Origin of the sequence: Bifidobacterium sp. B4142 (genome assembly GCF_026537325.1) — a bacterium.
Classification (GTDB): domain Bacteria; phylum Actinomycetota; class Actinomycetes; order Actinomycetales; family Bifidobacteriaceae; genus Bombiscardovia.
This window is the reverse complement of the sequence record NZ_JAFNMJ010000006.1, coordinates 1-15,986: the sequence shown is the minus strand read 5'-3', so window position 1 is coordinate 15,986 and position 15,986 is coordinate 1. Positions and strand designations below refer to the sequence as shown.

The 15,986-nt window shown below is 60.1% G+C and carries 13 protein-coding genes and 2 tRNA genes; 2 read left to right on the top strand and 13 right to left on the bottom strand.

Translation table 11 applies throughout. The features are described 5' to 3' along the window. Window positions 1–114 precede the first annotated feature (114 nt). From J3U06_RS08240 to J3U06_RS08185, 12 genes are all read right to left on the bottom strand, one after another. On the bottom strand, window positions 115–1,278 hold the full coding sequence (locus J3U06_RS08240) for a class C sortase (protein WP_267444890.1): 1,164 nt from the start codon (window positions 1,276–1,278) through the stop codon (window positions 115–117). A gap of 480 nt (window positions 1,279–1,758) precedes the next feature. Continuing rightward, window positions 1,759–2,586, bottom strand: a complete 828-nt coding sequence (locus J3U06_RS08235; RefSeq protein ID WP_267430681.1) for a hypothetical protein — start codon at window positions 2,584–2,586, stop codon at window positions 1,759–1,761. Between the two features lie 195 nt (window positions 2,587–2,781). Beyond that, window positions 2,782–4,779, bottom strand: coding sequence for an LPXTG cell wall anchor domain-containing protein (locus J3U06_RS08230; RefSeq protein ID WP_267444889.1), 1,998 nt, complete (start codon window positions 4,777–4,779; stop codon window positions 2,782–2,784). Window positions 4,780–5,022: 243 nt separating this feature from the next. Beyond that, window positions 5,023–6,537 carry an L-arabinose isomerase gene (araA, locus tag J3U06_RS08225; protein ID WP_267401094.1) on the bottom strand — a complete coding sequence of 505 codons (1,515 nt, stop codon included), beginning with the start codon at window positions 6,535–6,537 and terminating at the stop codon, window positions 5,023–5,025. A 48-nt stretch (window positions 6,538–6,585) separates the two neighbouring features. After that, window positions 6,586–7,278 (bottom strand): L-ribulose-5-phosphate 4-epimerase, encoded by a 693-nt coding sequence (locus J3U06_RS08220; protein ID WP_220236884.1) that lies wholly within the window; start codon window positions 7,276–7,278, stop codon window positions 6,586–6,588. 67 nt (window positions 7,279–7,345) lie between these two features. Next, complete coding sequence (locus J3U06_RS08215) at window positions 7,346–8,959, bottom strand: xylulokinase (RefSeq protein ID WP_267444888.1); 1,614 nt, start codon at window positions 8,957–8,959, stop codon at window positions 7,346–7,348. A 103-nt stretch (window positions 8,960–9,062) separates the two neighbouring features. Next, entirely contained in the window at window positions 9,063–10,184 is a 1,122-nt protein-coding gene (locus J3U06_RS08210) for a LacI family DNA-binding transcriptional regulator (RefSeq protein ID WP_267444887.1), read from the bottom strand. Between the two features lie 38 nt (window positions 10,185–10,222). Next, on the bottom strand, window positions 10,223–10,930 hold the full coding sequence (locus tag J3U06_RS08205; protein ID WP_267444886.1) for a ribonuclease HII: 708 nt from the start codon (window positions 10,928–10,930) through the stop codon (window positions 10,223–10,225). Between the two features lie 7 nt (window positions 10,931–10,937). Further along, window positions 10,938–11,702 (bottom strand): signal peptidase I, encoded by a 765-nt coding sequence (lepB, locus tag J3U06_RS08200; protein ID WP_267401090.1) that lies wholly within the window; start codon window positions 11,700–11,702, stop codon window positions 10,938–10,940. 143 nt (window positions 11,703–11,845) lie between these two features. After that, the gene (rplS, locus tag J3U06_RS08195; protein ID WP_220236880.1) at window positions 11,846–12,217 is read right to left on the bottom strand and encodes a 50S ribosomal protein L19; all 372 of its coding nucleotides are present in this window, start codon (window positions 12,215–12,217) and stop codon (window positions 11,846–11,848) included. 222 nt (window positions 12,218–12,439) lie between these two features. Further along, the gene (gene pgi / locus J3U06_RS08190) at window positions 12,440–14,137 is read right to left on the bottom strand and encodes a glucose-6-phosphate isomerase (protein ID WP_267444885.1); all 1,698 of its coding nucleotides are present in this window, start codon (window positions 14,135–14,137) and stop codon (window positions 12,440–12,442) included. Between the two features lie 129 nt (window positions 14,138–14,266). Next, window positions 14,267–15,391 carry a mannose-1-phosphate guanylyltransferase gene (locus J3U06_RS08185; protein ID WP_267444884.1) on the bottom strand — a complete coding sequence of 375 codons (1,125 nt, stop codon included), beginning with the start codon at window positions 15,389–15,391 and terminating at the stop codon, window positions 14,267–14,269. A gap of 121 nt (window positions 15,392–15,512) precedes the next feature. Here J3U06_RS08185 and J3U06_RS08180 point away from each other — a divergent pair. Together J3U06_RS08180 and J3U06_RS08175 are read left to right on the top strand one after the other, a co-directional pair. Next, window positions 15,513–15,585 (top strand) — tRNA-Thr (locus J3U06_RS08180). A 41-nt stretch (window positions 15,586–15,626) separates the two neighbouring features. Further along, window positions 15,627–15,707 (top strand) — tRNA-Leu (locus J3U06_RS08175). A gap of 79 nt (window positions 15,708–15,786) precedes the next feature. Here the strand turns inward: J3U06_RS08175 and J3U06_RS08170 are convergent. Further along, window positions 15,787–15,986: hypothetical protein (locus J3U06_RS08170; protein ID WP_267444883.1), on the bottom strand; the 200-nt coding region annotated here is incomplete at its 5' end.

Genomic DNA, 15,986 nt, shown 5'->3' with positions numbered 1-15,986 from the left:
CATGATGCAGCCCGGCAGTCTGCCGGGCCATGCTCGCTCCATTCTAGAGCCGGGGAAGAGCCGGACCCGGACAGAACTGATACCTGTGGTCGAACATGCTTCCCCATGCACCAGCTAGAATTTGGCGATGCCGAAGAAGTACAGCAGGTGGGTGTCGAACCAGTGATAGCCAAGGTCGAATACAGGCAGGAAGCCGATCCGCATCATCATGCCGACCGAACCCCAGGCGAAGAACAGACAGAGCAGAGCCAGCAGCCACATGAGTGCGCTGCAGATCCGCCGTGTTTTGATCAACCGGCGACGACGGGTGGCTTCGGCTCGGGTCTCCTGCTCATGGCTGACCATGATCGTGGCCAGTGGCTCCCCCACGGTTCCGGATCCTGTGGCCCGAGACACCAGATGCTCCATCTGCTCCAGGTCTTGACGGCAGCTGCGCCGGCGGCGCGAGAGCAGGTACCAGCCCACAAGGCTGGCCGCAAACAGGGCAAGGAGCACCCAGACCATGTAGATGGGCGCCCCCTCAGGTTGAGTGGGGGGTACATCATCACCGATATAATGCCCACGCACGATCAGTCGGTGGGAGTTGACGCCATAGGGATAGCAGGTCAACAGGGTCACGTAGTTGGAATTCTGGATTGGCTGCAGTGCGCTGACATCGGTAGGCAAGATGACCTTAATCTGGTCCACCTTGTAGCTCATGTGCCGTTTGAGCACTCGTATCTGGAAAACATCCCCCTTGCGCAACTGGGTCAGGTTGTCGAAAAGCATGTACCCGACCTCACCGGTATGCCCGGTGATGACGGCATGGATGGTTCGGTTGTCTGTAGGCACGTGGGTCGTGGCAATATGTCCTGTGCCGTCCTTGAGCACCGCATCACTTGTTCCATGGCGCACGGGCAGCTTGACATTGATTTTGGGGATCTCCACATAGGCCATCATGCCCTTGCCGTCCACATTGAGGATCTTGTAGTAGCGACCCAGTGGTTCCTTGACTTCCTTGTATTTGAAGGGGTCCCTCAGCGTAGGCTTGCCTAATTCCTCGTCGTACTTCTTGGCATCGCGCCACATGGCTTTGCGCTGTGCAGGCGAGAGTGCATCCACGATCTGATCGTAGTTGTCGACTGCGGCGGAATCCTTGGAATAGTTCACGTAAGCTGCCAGCAACGGATAGAGGAAGATTGCCAGACCAATCAGGAAAGCCAAGGTCTCCAGGAGGCCGAACCCTCGCCCTGACTTGCTGGCCTTGCCATTGTTCTTAGCTTGTTTGGACGCAGCCACAGTTGTCTGGCCTGCGTCCTGAGCATGATTTCCTGAAACAATAATTATAGGAGCCGACGTGGTAGCTTTGCCTGGAACAGGCGCTGGAGCCGCTACTGCATCTGAATTATCCGACTCTACAGCTCTGCGATCCTCAGGTGTTGCCGAAGGTGGATAGGAAGGGGGTACATCGGAACTTGGAGCATAGGCAGGCGGCATATCCGCTTGCACAGCAGGCTTTTCTAATGAGGACGATACTGTCGGAATGGACTCATATGCTACATCACCGTTGCCGGTGGCATTTACTGGGCTGATAGTAGCCGAGTCAGTGTTCTGGTCCATCTATAGCCTTCCTCGTACTGCGCTTCCTATAGTCCAGTTGCCAGTTTTTTGACATATAAAAACCGGCGGTACCTGTATGATACCGCCGGTCTTTACGCATCCTCACAGATGCCTACGATGCCATTTGGTGGCAACATGCCGACATCGCCATGAGAATACCTAGCGTTCATCCCGGTTCCAGGATCGTGCAACTACCCCCAAGTAGATGCCCATCATGGCCAGAATCATAAGCAAAATGCCAGGCGCCACCATGGATGCACCGGTAGCTGCCAGTTTGCCTGGCCCAGATCGCACCACTGGCACGACCTGAGGCACGTCCACAAGCTTGGGGCTTATAGTCACATCATAAAGCGGATGGACCTCCCCCTGCTCGCGGTAGAGCGGCAACTGTACAACTACAGGGTCGGCTTTTACCTTTGCATTCTTAGGTGTGGCTACCATAGTGACCAACCAGTACGAAGCGTGGAAGTAGTCGCCATCAAAAACAGCCGGGCTGCCTCCGGTCAGGCTGGATGCGTCTGAATCGAGATTGGCCCCAGTAAGCCAAACACCTTGCGATTTCGCCTCTGACGCATTGGTTATAGTGCCTTCTTGATCAGAGACACCGTAATATTCAGCGGGCTGCGTCTTGTCTTTGAAAGCATCTGGATTGGCTGCCACCTCGTTGCTGATGGCCGCTTGTGCCTTATCAGCGCCTGGATTATGGTCAAGTGCCTCCACCCGGCTCTTGAGAGTGCCTGCATCCAGTCTTAGGGCACGAAAGACGTACCCTGCTCCAGCAGATACAGGAGCACTCGGCAGGATGTCATTCTGGCCTCCTTGACCTGAATGCCCTCTCTTGAGTTGCACCGTCAGGGTCGGGTTAACCGTCGCCGCCTCTGCCGCCGGCGTCATATCGAAAGCGGTAAGTCCTAAACAGGCCAAGGCCGCAATCAGACAAAGCAGGACCCGGCGGGTGAGGCATTTCGGCAAGGCAATTCCCTTCATAAACCTTCCCTTCCAAGGCCGCCTTTCGACGACGTGGTTGCGTCAGATCCGCTGGCTCAAATGGAATCAGACCAGCGTCCCGACATGCGCGGACCGAAGAAGATCTCAACAGTCCATATGAAAATGGCGGACGATTCACGGAGGAACCGTCCGCCATCAGGTCACCTCACATGATTCTTGATATGACCGTGATCATCAGGCCCGGGCGGCGTTATTGCGCCGATTGCGGGCGTAGAGGGCACCACCCATGATCAGGGCGCCGACAACCAGCAGCAGCAGGATGCCGCGACCACCAGTCAAAGGCAGGGCCAGAGGCGCATCACTGTCAGTGGTCTTGTAGTGAGCCAGATACTTACTGATTGCCACATTGTTGAACTTCATCTGAGTATCGGCTGGCACGTCACCTGCAGGAGCGTCAAAGCGGCCAAAGTTCAGCTTCGAGTAGTCTGGCTGCACAGTAGCGTTACTGCCATACTTCTGAACGATGGCTTCCTCAGTCAAGCCGGCATCCTCATAAGTTACAGTTCCCAAGGGTATACCAGGGTTACGCCAACCTTGTGGCGTCTTAGTTTCAACCAACATCCAGCTTGTATTTTGGACTGTCTTGTCGGCTGCTTTTGCAGCAGTAGATCCGGCTTCGAAGATAGGCAATGCCGCGAAGACTACCAGGCCCTTATCGTTGGCAGTAGCCTTATAAACCTGAACACCGTCAGGAAGGGTATCCTTCGAGCCATAGAAGTTACCATCCGAACCCAAGTATTTATCTGTCGAATTGGCATCCTTAACAAGACGATATTCTGTACCGGGCAAAGCTCCGTACTTTGGATTCTGATTCTTGCTCTGCACAGAACCAAATGCTAACACTGCATTGGTAACGTTTGTATGAGATGGCACAGGATCCAGTGGATTGCCCTTAGAATCCTTGTTTTCACTAAAGTCGGATGCTGCATCGTTGACTACACCACCAGTACCTGTAGAATCACCATCTCCTGTAACCAATGCATCATAGGTGACTTCAAGCTCCATCACTGATGCTTCGACAGTCTGCGCTTTTGAAACTCCGCTTTTGGTAAAGAAATTGAATACCCAGTAAGTCACATTAGCCGAAGGCGCATCTGCAAACATCTTCTGATCTGCAGCATTCAGACGAGCGGGATTTGCATTAGCACTTGTATCTGAATCGAAATCAGTTGCGTTTACCAGTGGTACCACCGTACCATCAGCGCTCCGAATGACAGCCTTGATGGTGGCTGGGTCGCCCTTCAGCGAGCTAGACATACGATCAGCAAGCCTCACATCAGAGCCAGTACCACCCAATTCCTGGACGTCAAGCTTCCCGTCATTCTTAGCACGGGCACTACCTTCATTGTAGATCTTCTGAGACAGCTTGTATGTAATCGTATCACCCGCAGTCGCTGTGGTTTGACTCTTGACTGCACCGTTTTTACTCTTCACGCTTTGCACAGTCTTAGCGAAAGACTGTGTATTGACATTCTTGGGATACAGGTGCAGGTGATAGATAAAACCACGAGTCTGGTTTGCATCCGATCCATTAGTTGCATAAGGCAGACCGAAGAACGAGTTTGCTGCAGCCTTGTACTTCGTCTTGTCAAGCTTGTTTGGGTTGCTGTCGAGGAAAGCAGGAGAAAGGTCCTTGTTCTCAGACAGGATATAGTAATGATTAGGGCCTGCGGGGAAAGTCGCTGCTGTGCTAGTTGCTGTCCCGTCTGCATTGCCTGCGTACCATTTATCAATGACACCATGGCCGTCAGTCACACCAGCAAATAGCGTGCTACCACTCTTAACAGTGTAGGTTTCAGCGTTATTTGCATCGATATCAGCTAAACTCTTGCCTTCTGTTGGCTCGACTTCTTTAACATTAAACAGAATGCCTTGAGCAGGAGCCAGATCTTTATTTTTGTCCAGCTGTACGACATCATTGGCTGAACCGGTAGGCGCATAGCCGTCATTCAGCGACAGATACTTGGTGACAGTTAACTGAGGCACCTTGTTGGTATCCAGATCGCCTGCTACGAAGTTATCTTCAGGTGCAAATCCATAGGCATCAGCATCAGCGGCCGAAGCCTGGGTGACAGGCATGACGACCATGCCCGCCAGGAGCGTCGCTCCGGCAACCGCTAAGCCTAAAAGCTTAGGGAGCCTTGTCCCTTCATTATCTCGTTGCATGTGCATGCACGCATTCCCTTCTTTGTTAATAGGCACAGGATGGCCAGGCACATCTTCACCTCCCCAACCGTTTACTGCCCCGACTCAGGGGGGTGGGCAATATGTCAACTTTGGGACATGCCACTGTTCCCATTGCCTAATCATCACTGTACCGACAAAATATGGACAACGCAAACCGACAAGCCGAACATGCGAAGGCCCCGCCATGCTCTGTGGTCGGGGCCTTGCAGTCTTTCCAGGAACGGGGGCTCAGTGCCGGTTGTCCAGCCGATGGTAGAGCTCGGCTGCTCGCAGGTCGGCCTCGAAACGTCTGGGTTCGCTGTTTTCGTCAATGACGGCCAGCTCCACTCCGGCCATCCGCGCGAAGTCCTCCCAGGCCTCACGGCCCACGGTGGTGGTCATGCAGGTATGATGCGCCGCGCCAGCGCGCAGCCAGCACTCAGCCGAGACCTTGAGCGAGGGCCGGGGCTTCCAGAGTGCACGGGCCACAGGCAGCTTGGCCAGGGATCCGCCGGGCTCAACCACATCCACCACGTTCATGACCAGGCGGAAGCGTTCACGTACATCCGCCAGGGAGATGACCACGGCATCCGTGCAGGGTGTGGCCGTGAAGACCAGACGCACAGGGTCCTCTCTGTCGCCAATGGACAGCGGGTGGATCTCCAGGCGGGGCCGCCCCTCGGTCAGCAGCGTGGGCGAGACCTCCAGCATGTGGGCGCCCATGATCTCCTCGTGACCTGGCACAAAGTTATAGGAGTAATCCTCCATGAGCGAGCAGCCGCCCTTGAGCCCATAGCCCATGACGTTGCCGATACGGATCAGAACCGAGGTCTTCCAGTCGCCCTCTGCCGAGAATCCATACCCGTCAGCCATCAGCCGCTGGGCCCCCACGCCGGGCAGCTGATGCAGGCCACCCAGATCCTGGAAGTTGTCCACGGCGGCCGAGGCGCCCACCTCCTCCATCATGGCGCGCATGCCGAGCTCCTCGCGGGCGGCCACAGCCAGCGAGTCGTACCGGGAGTCCAGAAGTTCGGGAGCCACCTCATAGCTGTTCTTGTAGTCCTCGATCAGATCCTTGACTTGGTCGTCAGCGACGGCGTTCACATGGTCTACCAGCTCATTGACCGGCCAGGTGTTGACGGAGACTCCAAAGACCCGCTCGGCTTCGGTCTTGTCGCCCTCGGTGACGGCGACATCGCGCATGTTGTCGCCCCAGCGGCAGACCTTCATGTTGTTGGCGGCGTCCCAGCCGGCGCAGGCGCGCGCCCAGACGCCGATCTTGTCGGCGACCTCGGGATCGGTGTAATGGCCGACCACGATCTTGCGCGGTATCCCCAGCCTGGTCAGGATGTAGCCAAACTCCCGGTCTCCATGAGCCGATTGGTTCAGGTTCATGAAGTCCATGTCAATGGTGTCCCAGGGGATCTCCATATGGTGCTGGGTGTTCAGCTGCAGGAGCGGCTTGCGCAGCCTCTCCAGGCCACGGATCCACATCTTGGCCGGGCTGAAGGTATGCATCCAGGCCACCACGCCGATGCAGGCAGGGTCCGAAGAGGCCTCGACCATGAAGTTCAGGATGGAATCAGAATCCTTCAGTGTGGGCTTCAGGACCAGCTTGACCGGGATGCGACCGGATTCGTTGAGGGACTTGGCAATGTCCGCAGCCTGAACGCCCACCTGGCGCAGGGTCTCTTCGCCATAGAGGTCCTGGGAACCGACGGCGAACCAAAGCTCTTTGCCTTCGAATGGATTTTTCATGCTCATGCTTGCTCCTTTGCTTATGCGTTTGTGCGATGTGATTGCCCGACCGGTTCAGCGCTGGCCATAGACGTGTTGGTAGCGGTCGTTGAGCCGGGCTATGTCGGCCGGATCGATAGGCTTGGGCGTGCCGATCTGCTCAGCCGCCCAGACCGTGTGGGCCACCTCCTCGGTCATGGCGGCCGCCTTGACCGCGGCCTCAGCATCGGCTCCCACAGTGAATGGCCCATGGTTGCGCATGAGCACGGCAGGGCAGCCGGGGTGGCCCTTGAGGGTGTCGACCACACCCTTGCCGATGGCTTCCGAACCGATCAGCTCGAAGGGGCCCACGGGAACGGGACCGCCGAACTCGTCGCCCATCATGGTCAGCACGCAGGGGATGTCCCTGCCGGTGGCCGCCCAGGCGGTGGCATAGGTGGAATGGGTGTGGACCACGCCGTAGACCTCGGGCATGTGCCGGTAGATATAGGCGTGGGACAGCGTATCCGAGGAGGGGGCCTCGGCGCCGTCAACCACATTGCCATCCAGATCGGTGACCACCATGGATCCCGGGGTCAGATGCTCATAGCGCACCCCCGAGGGCTTGATGACCATCAGATCGGCAGAACGCAAACGCTGCGAGACGTTGCCCGCCGTCCAGACCACCAGATTCCACCTGGTCAGCTGCGCATGGAGGGTGGCCACTTGTTCGCGCACCAGCTTCACCTCGTCGCGCACCTGGGGTGAATAATCAGCCAAGGACACCATTCTGCAACTCCTTTTCCCGGCCCGATCCCGCTGATCCGGCCGCTTGACGTTTATTTCGTTCCCTGCCTCATCCCTGCAAGGGAATGGTCTTTACGGCCGCCTGTTCGATGGGCAGGCCCTTGGCGAAGCGGCCGAAGAAGGCTCTGAAGCCTTTCACGTCGGCCGGGTCCGGCTGCTCTGTAGTGGACTGAACGCCCGCAAAGACATTGGCGTCCAGGTAATCGGCCAGCGTCTGGTCGGCATGGCCCAGGTAGTCGGCCAGGACGGCCATGCCCCATGCGCCCCCCTCGACCGCTGTAGACATAACCTTGATGGGGGCGTTGAAGGCAGCCGCCAGGATCCGCTGAGCCACCACAGGGGTGGCGAAGATGCCGCCGTGACCGACCATGGTATCCACCTGGACATGCTCCTGGCGGGTCATCACATCCATGCCGATGGTGACCGGCGAGAAAGCCGAATAGAGCTGGGCCCGCATGAAGTTGGCCAGGGTCATCCGCCCCTCGGGGCCGCGTGCAAAGACCGGGCGGCCCTCCTCCAGGCCAGCCAGGAACTCCCCGGAATAGAAGCAGTAGTTGATCAGCCCGCCGGCATCCTTGTCACCCCGGAGCGCCTGGTTGAACAATGCGGCGTAGAGCGCATCCCCCTTCAGGTCCAGGCCTACCACCTTGGCGAAGTCTCCGAACAAGCCCACCCAGGCGTTCAGATCCGAGGTGAAATTGTTGGCGTGGCTCATGCCGGCCGGATCTCCAGCCGGGGTGGTGACCGGATCCACCTCGGGATGGAAATCGCGCAGGGGATGCTCCAGGACCACCATGGCAAAGATGGACGTGCCTGCAGACACGTTCCCGGTGCGGGGGCGGACCGCGTTGGTCGCCACCATGCCGGTTCCAGCATCGCCCTCGGGCGGCGCCATGGGCACGCCGGGCTGCAGCCGGCCGCTGGGATCCAGCAGGGCGGCACCCTCGGAGGTCAGTGCGCCCGCCCGGCTGCCGGCGGTCAGCGGCTCAGGCAGCAGGTCGTGGATGTCCCAGGGCTGCGCCTGAACCCGGGGCAGCTTGGAGAAGATGTCCAGCAGGCTCTGATCGAACTCCTTGCGGGAGGAATCGATGGGGAACATGCCCGAAGCGTCGCCGATGCCGATGACCTTGCGGCCGGAGAGCCTCCAGTGCATATAGCCGGCCAGCGTGGTGATGTAGGCCACCCTGGGCACATGCTCCTCGCCGTTCAGGATGGCCTGGTAGAGGTGGGCGATGGACCAGCGTTCGGGAATGTTGATCCTGAAGGCCTTTGACAGGGCCTCGTGGGCCTGGCGGGTGTTGGTGTTGCGCCAGGTGCGGAAGGGCACCAGCAACCGGCCGTCCTTGTCGAAGGCCAGATAGCCGTGCATCATGGCCGATATCCCCATGGCGCCGATCCTGGTCAGCGTCACTCCGTACCGGCGGAGGACATCCTCGGCCATGGCCGAGTAGGCCGTCTGCAGACCCTGGTGGACCTGTTCCATGGAGTAGGTCCACAGGCCATCCTCCAGCCGGTTCTCCCACTCGACGTCCCCGGTGGCCAGCGTCCGGTAGTCATGGTCGATCAGCACAGCCTTGATGCGGGTGGAACCGAATTCGATGCCCAGACTGGTCTTGCCCTCCTCCAGTTCGCTCACGATGACACCTTGCTCGCCTACCGCCATGTCTGCTCCTTTGCCTGATATGTTAACGCTCACATAATCTGGTCCCGATTGTATCCGAGACCGAAGCGACAGGCAAGCCCGGGGAAAATGCGGGCCGACGGGATCAGAACCGCTTGACGGCGTAGCCTAGCGACCGACGCGGAACCACATCCGCCTGGATAAGCCCCACCCCATGACGGGTGACGGGAAAGTCCACCGGCTGGCCCTGGTGGAGCAGAGCCAGAACCTGCCGCATGGTGGCCACCCCCAGATCCTCGAAGCGGGGACGAACCGTGGCCAGCGGCGGAAACATATTATCCACAGTGGGAACGTCGTCGAAACCCACCAGACTTATGTCCCCTGGAATGCGGATGCCGTGCTCCTGCAGGGACCGGGCCACGCCCACAGCCTGGTTGTCGTTGGCAGTGACCACAGCCGAGGGCAGGGAGGCGCCGCTCATGCCCCGCTGATCGATCAGATGGTTCATCAGCATGTAGGACTCCCCCGCCTCCCAACTGCGGGCATGGACCACGGCCGTCCGAATGCGGCACCGGGCGCATGCCACCTTCCAGGAGGCCAGTCGCGTGGCCGCATCTCGCCACTGCGAAGGACCGGCCATGTACAGCACCCGCCGATGGCCCCGGGAGACCAGCAGCCTGGCCAGACGCTGGACGGCTCCCCACTGGTCGATTCCAGTCAGGGCTATCCGTCCGTCGCCCCGCCTGCGACCCAGGGCCTCCTCGACGCTGGTGATGCCATGCGTGGAAGTGACGATGACCCGGGGCTGACCTACCTCTGTTTGGCAGGCGGCCTGGAACATGGTGTCGGTGGGCGTCAGAAAAATGAAGGCATCCACATTCTGCTCAAGGAAGGTGCCGCAGAGCTCCTGGAAACCCCTAAGAGTGCAGGCCGACTCGTCCACCATCATGACCGACATGAACAAACCATGGGAACGAGCCACGGTCTCGATGGCCGTAATCGACGAGACAGGCCCAAAGAGACTGACGCCGCCAGCCACCAGACCTATGGTCCTGCTGCGGCTGGATGCCAGTGCCCGCGCGGAGTTGCTGGGTCGGTAGCCCAGCTTCCTGATGGCCTGCTGGACCTTGATCCGGGTAGCGGGTGAGACATCCTTGGAATTGTTGATGACTCTGGACACGGTCTGGTGGGAGACTCCGGCCAGCCGTGCGACCTCGAACATGGAGGGGCGCTTGGACCGTGCATTGCCGCCGCTGCCTGCGGGCATATGACCTTCTTCCGATAGCCGTGTCGACCGTTCCGATATTAGCTCCCGCCGGGACTGGACGAGGGCAGATGCCAGCTGACACGATGCAGACGGCTGGGCCCCAGACGGCGAATGGCCTCCAGGTGGGCAGGCGCCCCATACCCCTTGTTGCGCTCCCACTGGTATGGGGCCAGGGCTGGATCGGAGGCGGCCAGCCGAACCATAAGCTGGTCACGGGTGACCTTGGCGATGACCGCTGCGCAGGCCACACTGGCGCAGTGGGCGTCGCCCTTGACCTGTGTGGAAACCTTGGGCAGAACCGGAAGGTCGGGTGCGTCAAAGCTATCGGCGGCCAAGGTGATGTAGTCGTGGGGGCCGTCAAGGATGGCGGCCAGCCGGCAGCCAGGCCCCAGGCCCATCCCATGCTCCAATTCGGCCAGTGCACGCAGGGCGGCGATGCCCAGGGCATGAACGATGCCCCACTGGTCGATCTCATGGTTGGAGCAGGCCCCCACCGCCCAGCCAGCAGCCCAGTCCTCAAGATCACGGTACATGGCCAGCCGACACGCAGGGGTCAGCATCTTGGAGTCCGCCACCCCCTCAGGGACTGTCAAATGAGGCAGGTCAGCGGACCGGACCGCCACCACGCCGACCATGGCCGGGCCTGCCAGGGCACCGCGGCCGACCTCATCAAGGCCCAGCACATACTCAGCTCCCTGGTCAGCTAGAGCAGCCTCGGTCGCCAGGGTCGGCAAGATCCGCCTCACAGCCGGTTCAGTCCTGCGTCGGCTCGGGCACGGCGTCGAAGACCTTGTGCTGGTTGTTGAGCAGCTTCCAGCTGCCCACAGGGTAATAAGTCAGCAAACCGGTGCCCTTGATGTTCTCCATGGGGACCAGCCCATTGTGACCGTCATCCTTGTGCAGGCGGGAATCGGCGGAGTTGGAGCGATTGTCGCCCATGACGAAGACGTACCCAGGGTCCACCTTGACCTTGAAGGCAAAGGAACTGGGCTCCACTCCTGGGCGTAGGTAGGAGCTCTCATCCAAGGCGACGCCGTTGACGGTGACTGGGGCGCCATGACCCTTGCAGGCCACTGTGTCACCGGGCATGCCGATCAGGCGTTTGACCAGGTGACTGCCGCGGAAGCTTGGCGTGGACTCTTCGCCTAGCCAGTTAGCAGGGTCGGTGAAGACCACCACATCCCCTCGGCGGGGGGCCACCATGGATCTGGTCAGCCTGTGAGTGGTCAGGATTCTGTCCCCGATGCCGAGGGTGTTCTCCATGGACCCGGAAGGGATGACGTAGATGCTGAGCAAAAATATGCGCAGGATGGCGACGACGGCCAACAGGGCAACCAGCTCGAACAGAAACTCGGGTAGAAAACCGCGTTCGCCCAGCCGTGGATGACTGCCCTTGGTGGAGCCACGTCCACCAGGACGGTCTAAGGCATGGCGGGGCGGCACTGGGGCTGAGGTGGCCCGTATGCCGTCCGGGTACGGGATTCCCGACGGGGTCGCTTCCTCATCCCGAAAAACCATATCCACTCCTTGTCATCAGCAGGAACCCGCACGCAAAAGATTCCGCATGCCTCATAGCGTACACACCCAAGCATGGAAAAACCCGGGAGAACTGCATCCCGGGTGTTAGCGGCCAGGCCTGGGCTGGATCGCCCGGACCGAACCTACTTGTTGGACTCAGCCTTGTTGTCACGCCGTTCGACAATGCGGGCGGCCTTGCCGTGCAGCCCACGCAGATAGTAGAGCTTGGCGCGACGGACACGGCCGTGGCGCAGCACCTTGATGGAGTCAATCTGCGGAGAGTGCAGAGGGAAGCGACGCTCGACGCCCACGCCGAAGCTGACCTTGCGCACCAGGATGGTCTCGCGCACGCCGGCGCCCTGGCGGGCGATCACTACGCCCGTAAAGGCCTGGATACGGGAGTTGTTGCCCTCAGTGATGTTGACGTTGACCTCGACGGTATCGCCAGGACGGAAGTCGGGGATCTGCTCCGCAGGCTTCATGTGGCTGGCGTCAAATTCCTGAATCGCGTTCATGCTGTTCCTCCATGGCCGCCGCACATCGACCCATGACATGGACCGCAACCACCAAAGGAGGCGATCCTGGACGGAACCCGACGGTCTGCCGTCGGGGGTGCCGATCCGCCGGAGCATCCGGCTGGACCTGAAAGGAAGGGAGCCCATGCGGCAGCCGCCCTTCCGGCGAATAACTCTCCGATAATATACCACGAGCCGGACCTGCAAGGGCCCGGCTGAACATCAGCGGCGATGGGCCCTGTAGAAGGCGATCAGGGACTTTGTGGACTGATCCTGTTCGGCCAGCGCCTGGTCGTCCCGGGAGATGGCCGGCGTAATTTCACGGGCCAGCTTCTTGCCCAGCTCAACGCCCCACTGGTCGAAGGAGTCAATGCCCCAGACTGTGCCCTCGGTCAGGGTGATGTGCTCGTAGAGGGCGATCAGCTCGCCCAGGGCGGCCGGAGTAAGCGCATCACCGAAAATGGATGTGGTGGGGCGGTTGCCGGTGAAGACCCGGGCCGGGACGATGGCCTCCGGAGTACCTTCGGCGCGGACCTCGTCGGCGGTTTTGCCGAAGGCCAGAGCCTTGGTCTGGGCCAGGAAGTTGGCCAGGAAGAGCTCATGCACGTCCTGGTCGCCGTCCTTGGCCGGATTGGGAGTATTGGCAAAGGCGATGAAGTCAGCGGGAATCAGGCGAGTGCCCTGGTGGATCAGCTGGTAGAAGGCATGCTGGCCGTTAGTGCCCGGCTCCCCCCAGAAGATTTCGCCGGTCAGGCTGGTCACTGGCGTGCCGTCCCAGCGCACAGACTTGCCGTTGGACTCCATGGTCAGCTGCTGCAGATAGGCCGGGAAGCGGTGCAGATACTGGTCGTAGGGCAGCACGGCGTGGGAGTGGGCGCCGAAGAAATTGACATACCAGACGTTGAGCAGGCCCATCAGGGCAACTACATTCCGATCCAGAGGAGTGGCGCGGAAGTAGCGATCCACGGTGTTAAAGCCCTTGAGGAACTCCTCGAAGCGGTCCGGTCCGATAGTGATGGCCAAGGAGGTGCCCACGGCGGAATCCACCGAGTACCGTCCGCCGACCCAGTTCCAGAAACCGAAGACGTTGTCCGGATCGATGCCAAAGTCGCGGACCTTGTCCAGGGCGGTTGAGACGGCGATGAAGTGCCGGCGGATGGCCTCGGCTGAGAGGTCCTCACCGTTCTTGGACAGCAGGCCACGCCCCCCTAGGCTCTTCAGGAGCCAGGCACGGGCCTGGCGGGCGTTGGTCAGTGTTTCCAGAGTCGTGAAGGTCTTGGAGACGATGATGAAGAGCGTGGTCTCCGGATCCAGGTCGCGCGTCTTCTCGGCCAGATCGTTGGGATCGATGTTGGAGATATAGCGGGCGCTGATGCCCGCATCCGCGTAGGGCTTCAGGGCCTCGTAAGCCATAACCGGGCCAAGGTCGGAGCCGCCGATGCCAATGTTGACCACGGTGGTGATCCGTTTGCCGGTCAGACCGGTCCAGCTGCCCGAGCGGACCTGGTCGGCAAAAGCATAGATGCGCTTAAGAGTGTCGCGGACATCGCCCACCACATCCTGGCCGTCCACAACCAGCCGGCCGCGATCCTCCTCGGGGCAGCGCAGGGCTGTATGCAGAACGGCCCTGTCCTCGGTGTTGTTGATGTGCTCGCCATTGAACATGGCTTCGATCCGCTCCTCAAGGCCGACCTCGCGTCCCAGCTGGGCCAGCAGGGACAGAGTCTCGGGCCGAATCAGGTTTTTTGACAGATCAATATAGAGATCACCCAGCTCGAAGCTCAGCTTTTCGGTGCGCTGCGGGTCCTTGGCGAACCATGCGCGCAGATCGATCCCCTGGCGCTGCATGTCGTCGAAGTGCTGGCGCAAGGCCGCCCAGGCCTTGGTACTGGTAGCATCCACTGGAGGATTGATGGCCATGGTTATTTGGGTCCTTTCATGAGGTGATGCCCGTTCTACCGAGCACCCGGTTCTGTAACCCAAACTACTCACAAAAGCAGACAGAAGACAACAAAATCAGTCAATCTTCTTAACCGAGCCGAATCGCTGTCAGAGTATGTCGTCACGACCGTACTGGGCCAGCTTGGCCACCATGTCCTTGACCTCCTGGCTGCGGGCCCGGGGGGCCACCAGGAGAGCATCGGGAGTATCGACGACGATCATGTCATTCACACCGAGAAGGGCGACCGTGCGTTCCGAGCCCGGCACGACCATGTCTCCGGCTGAATCCAAATACATGACCCGGTCAGCGTCACCCAGAATCTTGATGTTGCGCCTGTTGGATGACGGAAGCAGGCCGGCCACTGAATTGAAGTCGCCGATGTCATCCCAATCGAATCCCCCCGGAACAACCGCCACACCGCCGGCCGCCGATAGGGGCTCGGCCACAGCATAGTCAAAGGCGATCTTCTCGATGCCCGGCCAGTGCTCCTCCATGGCCTCGCTGCGGGCCTGCTCACCCTGGTCCCAGACCTGGGCGATGGCCATGACCGCAGCGTATAGCTCCGGCTTGTAACGACGCAGGCAGTCCAGAAGCACCTGCGCCTGCATGACGAACATGCCTGCGTTCCAGCGATACTCTCCTGTGGACAGGTAGGCCTGTGCCGTAGAGGCATCCGGCTTCTCGACAAATTCGCTGACCAGACGGGCATCAGGGGCCCCGGGAATGCGATCGGCCAGGGAGGGACCTTGGTGGATGTAGCCGAAGGCGGTGGAAGGACGGGAGGCGGCGATGCCGATGGTGGTCACGTAGCCGGCGCGGGCCGCCGCCACCGCCTGTCCCACTGAGGCAGCGAACGCCTTGTCGTCACGGATGATGTGGTCTGCGGCGAAGGAGCCCACGATGATCTCCCCACCATGTCGCTGAGCCAGCACAGCCGTAGCCAGGGCTATGGCCGCCGTGGAGTCGCGTGGAACGGGCTCAGCGAAGAGCGCGTCCGGAGCCAGTTCCGGAAGCTGCTCACGCACCTGGGCCACATGCCGCTGCCCTGTGGAGACGACCACATGGTCCGCTCCGCAGATGCCGGCCAGCCGGTCAAAGGTGCCTTGGATCATTGTTCTGCCTGACCCCAGGAGGTCATAGAGGAACTTGGGCCGGTCCTGGCGGCTCAGGGGCCAGAGCCGGGTACCCACCCCACCGGCCGGAATGACGGCATAGAAATTATCGAGGTCCATGCCCCTATTGTGTCAAGGAGCTTGTACACCCTTGGCCCGAGGACCAAGGCGTTTTTATCCCGAGCATCCAGTATGATTAAACCTGCTGTCTTCATCCGGCCAGCCCGGAGGTAAGGCAAAGGCCACTTTAGCTCAGTTGGCAGAGCGTCTCACTCGTAATGAGAAGGTCGACAGTTCGATTCTGTCAAGTGGCTCTTTTGACAGCTGCCCTTTGCAGGGGTTAGGTATGCAGCAGGCGCGAGTGGCGTAATGGTAGCCGCGCAGGATTTAGGTTCCTGTGTCTTCGGACGTGTGGGTTCGAGTCCCATCTCGCGCACAGGTATTAAGAACAGGGCCTGCCTTCATCTCCATGGAATTGGAAAAATGGGGGCGGGCCCTGGCTGATGCGTCCTAGGTCAGTGGCGGTTTTCCTGCTTGTTCCTCAGGCAGGCCACGAAGCCGACCAGGCCAAGCGCCATCAGCAGCAGGATCCTGAACACGGCCAGGGGCCACCCGCCCGTCAACGGCAGGGCCGAGTTGGAAGGACGGAACTCCAGCGTCTGCGACACGACGGCTGACTGGTTTCCTCCTTGGAACCTTCCCTGGGCGTCAGCGC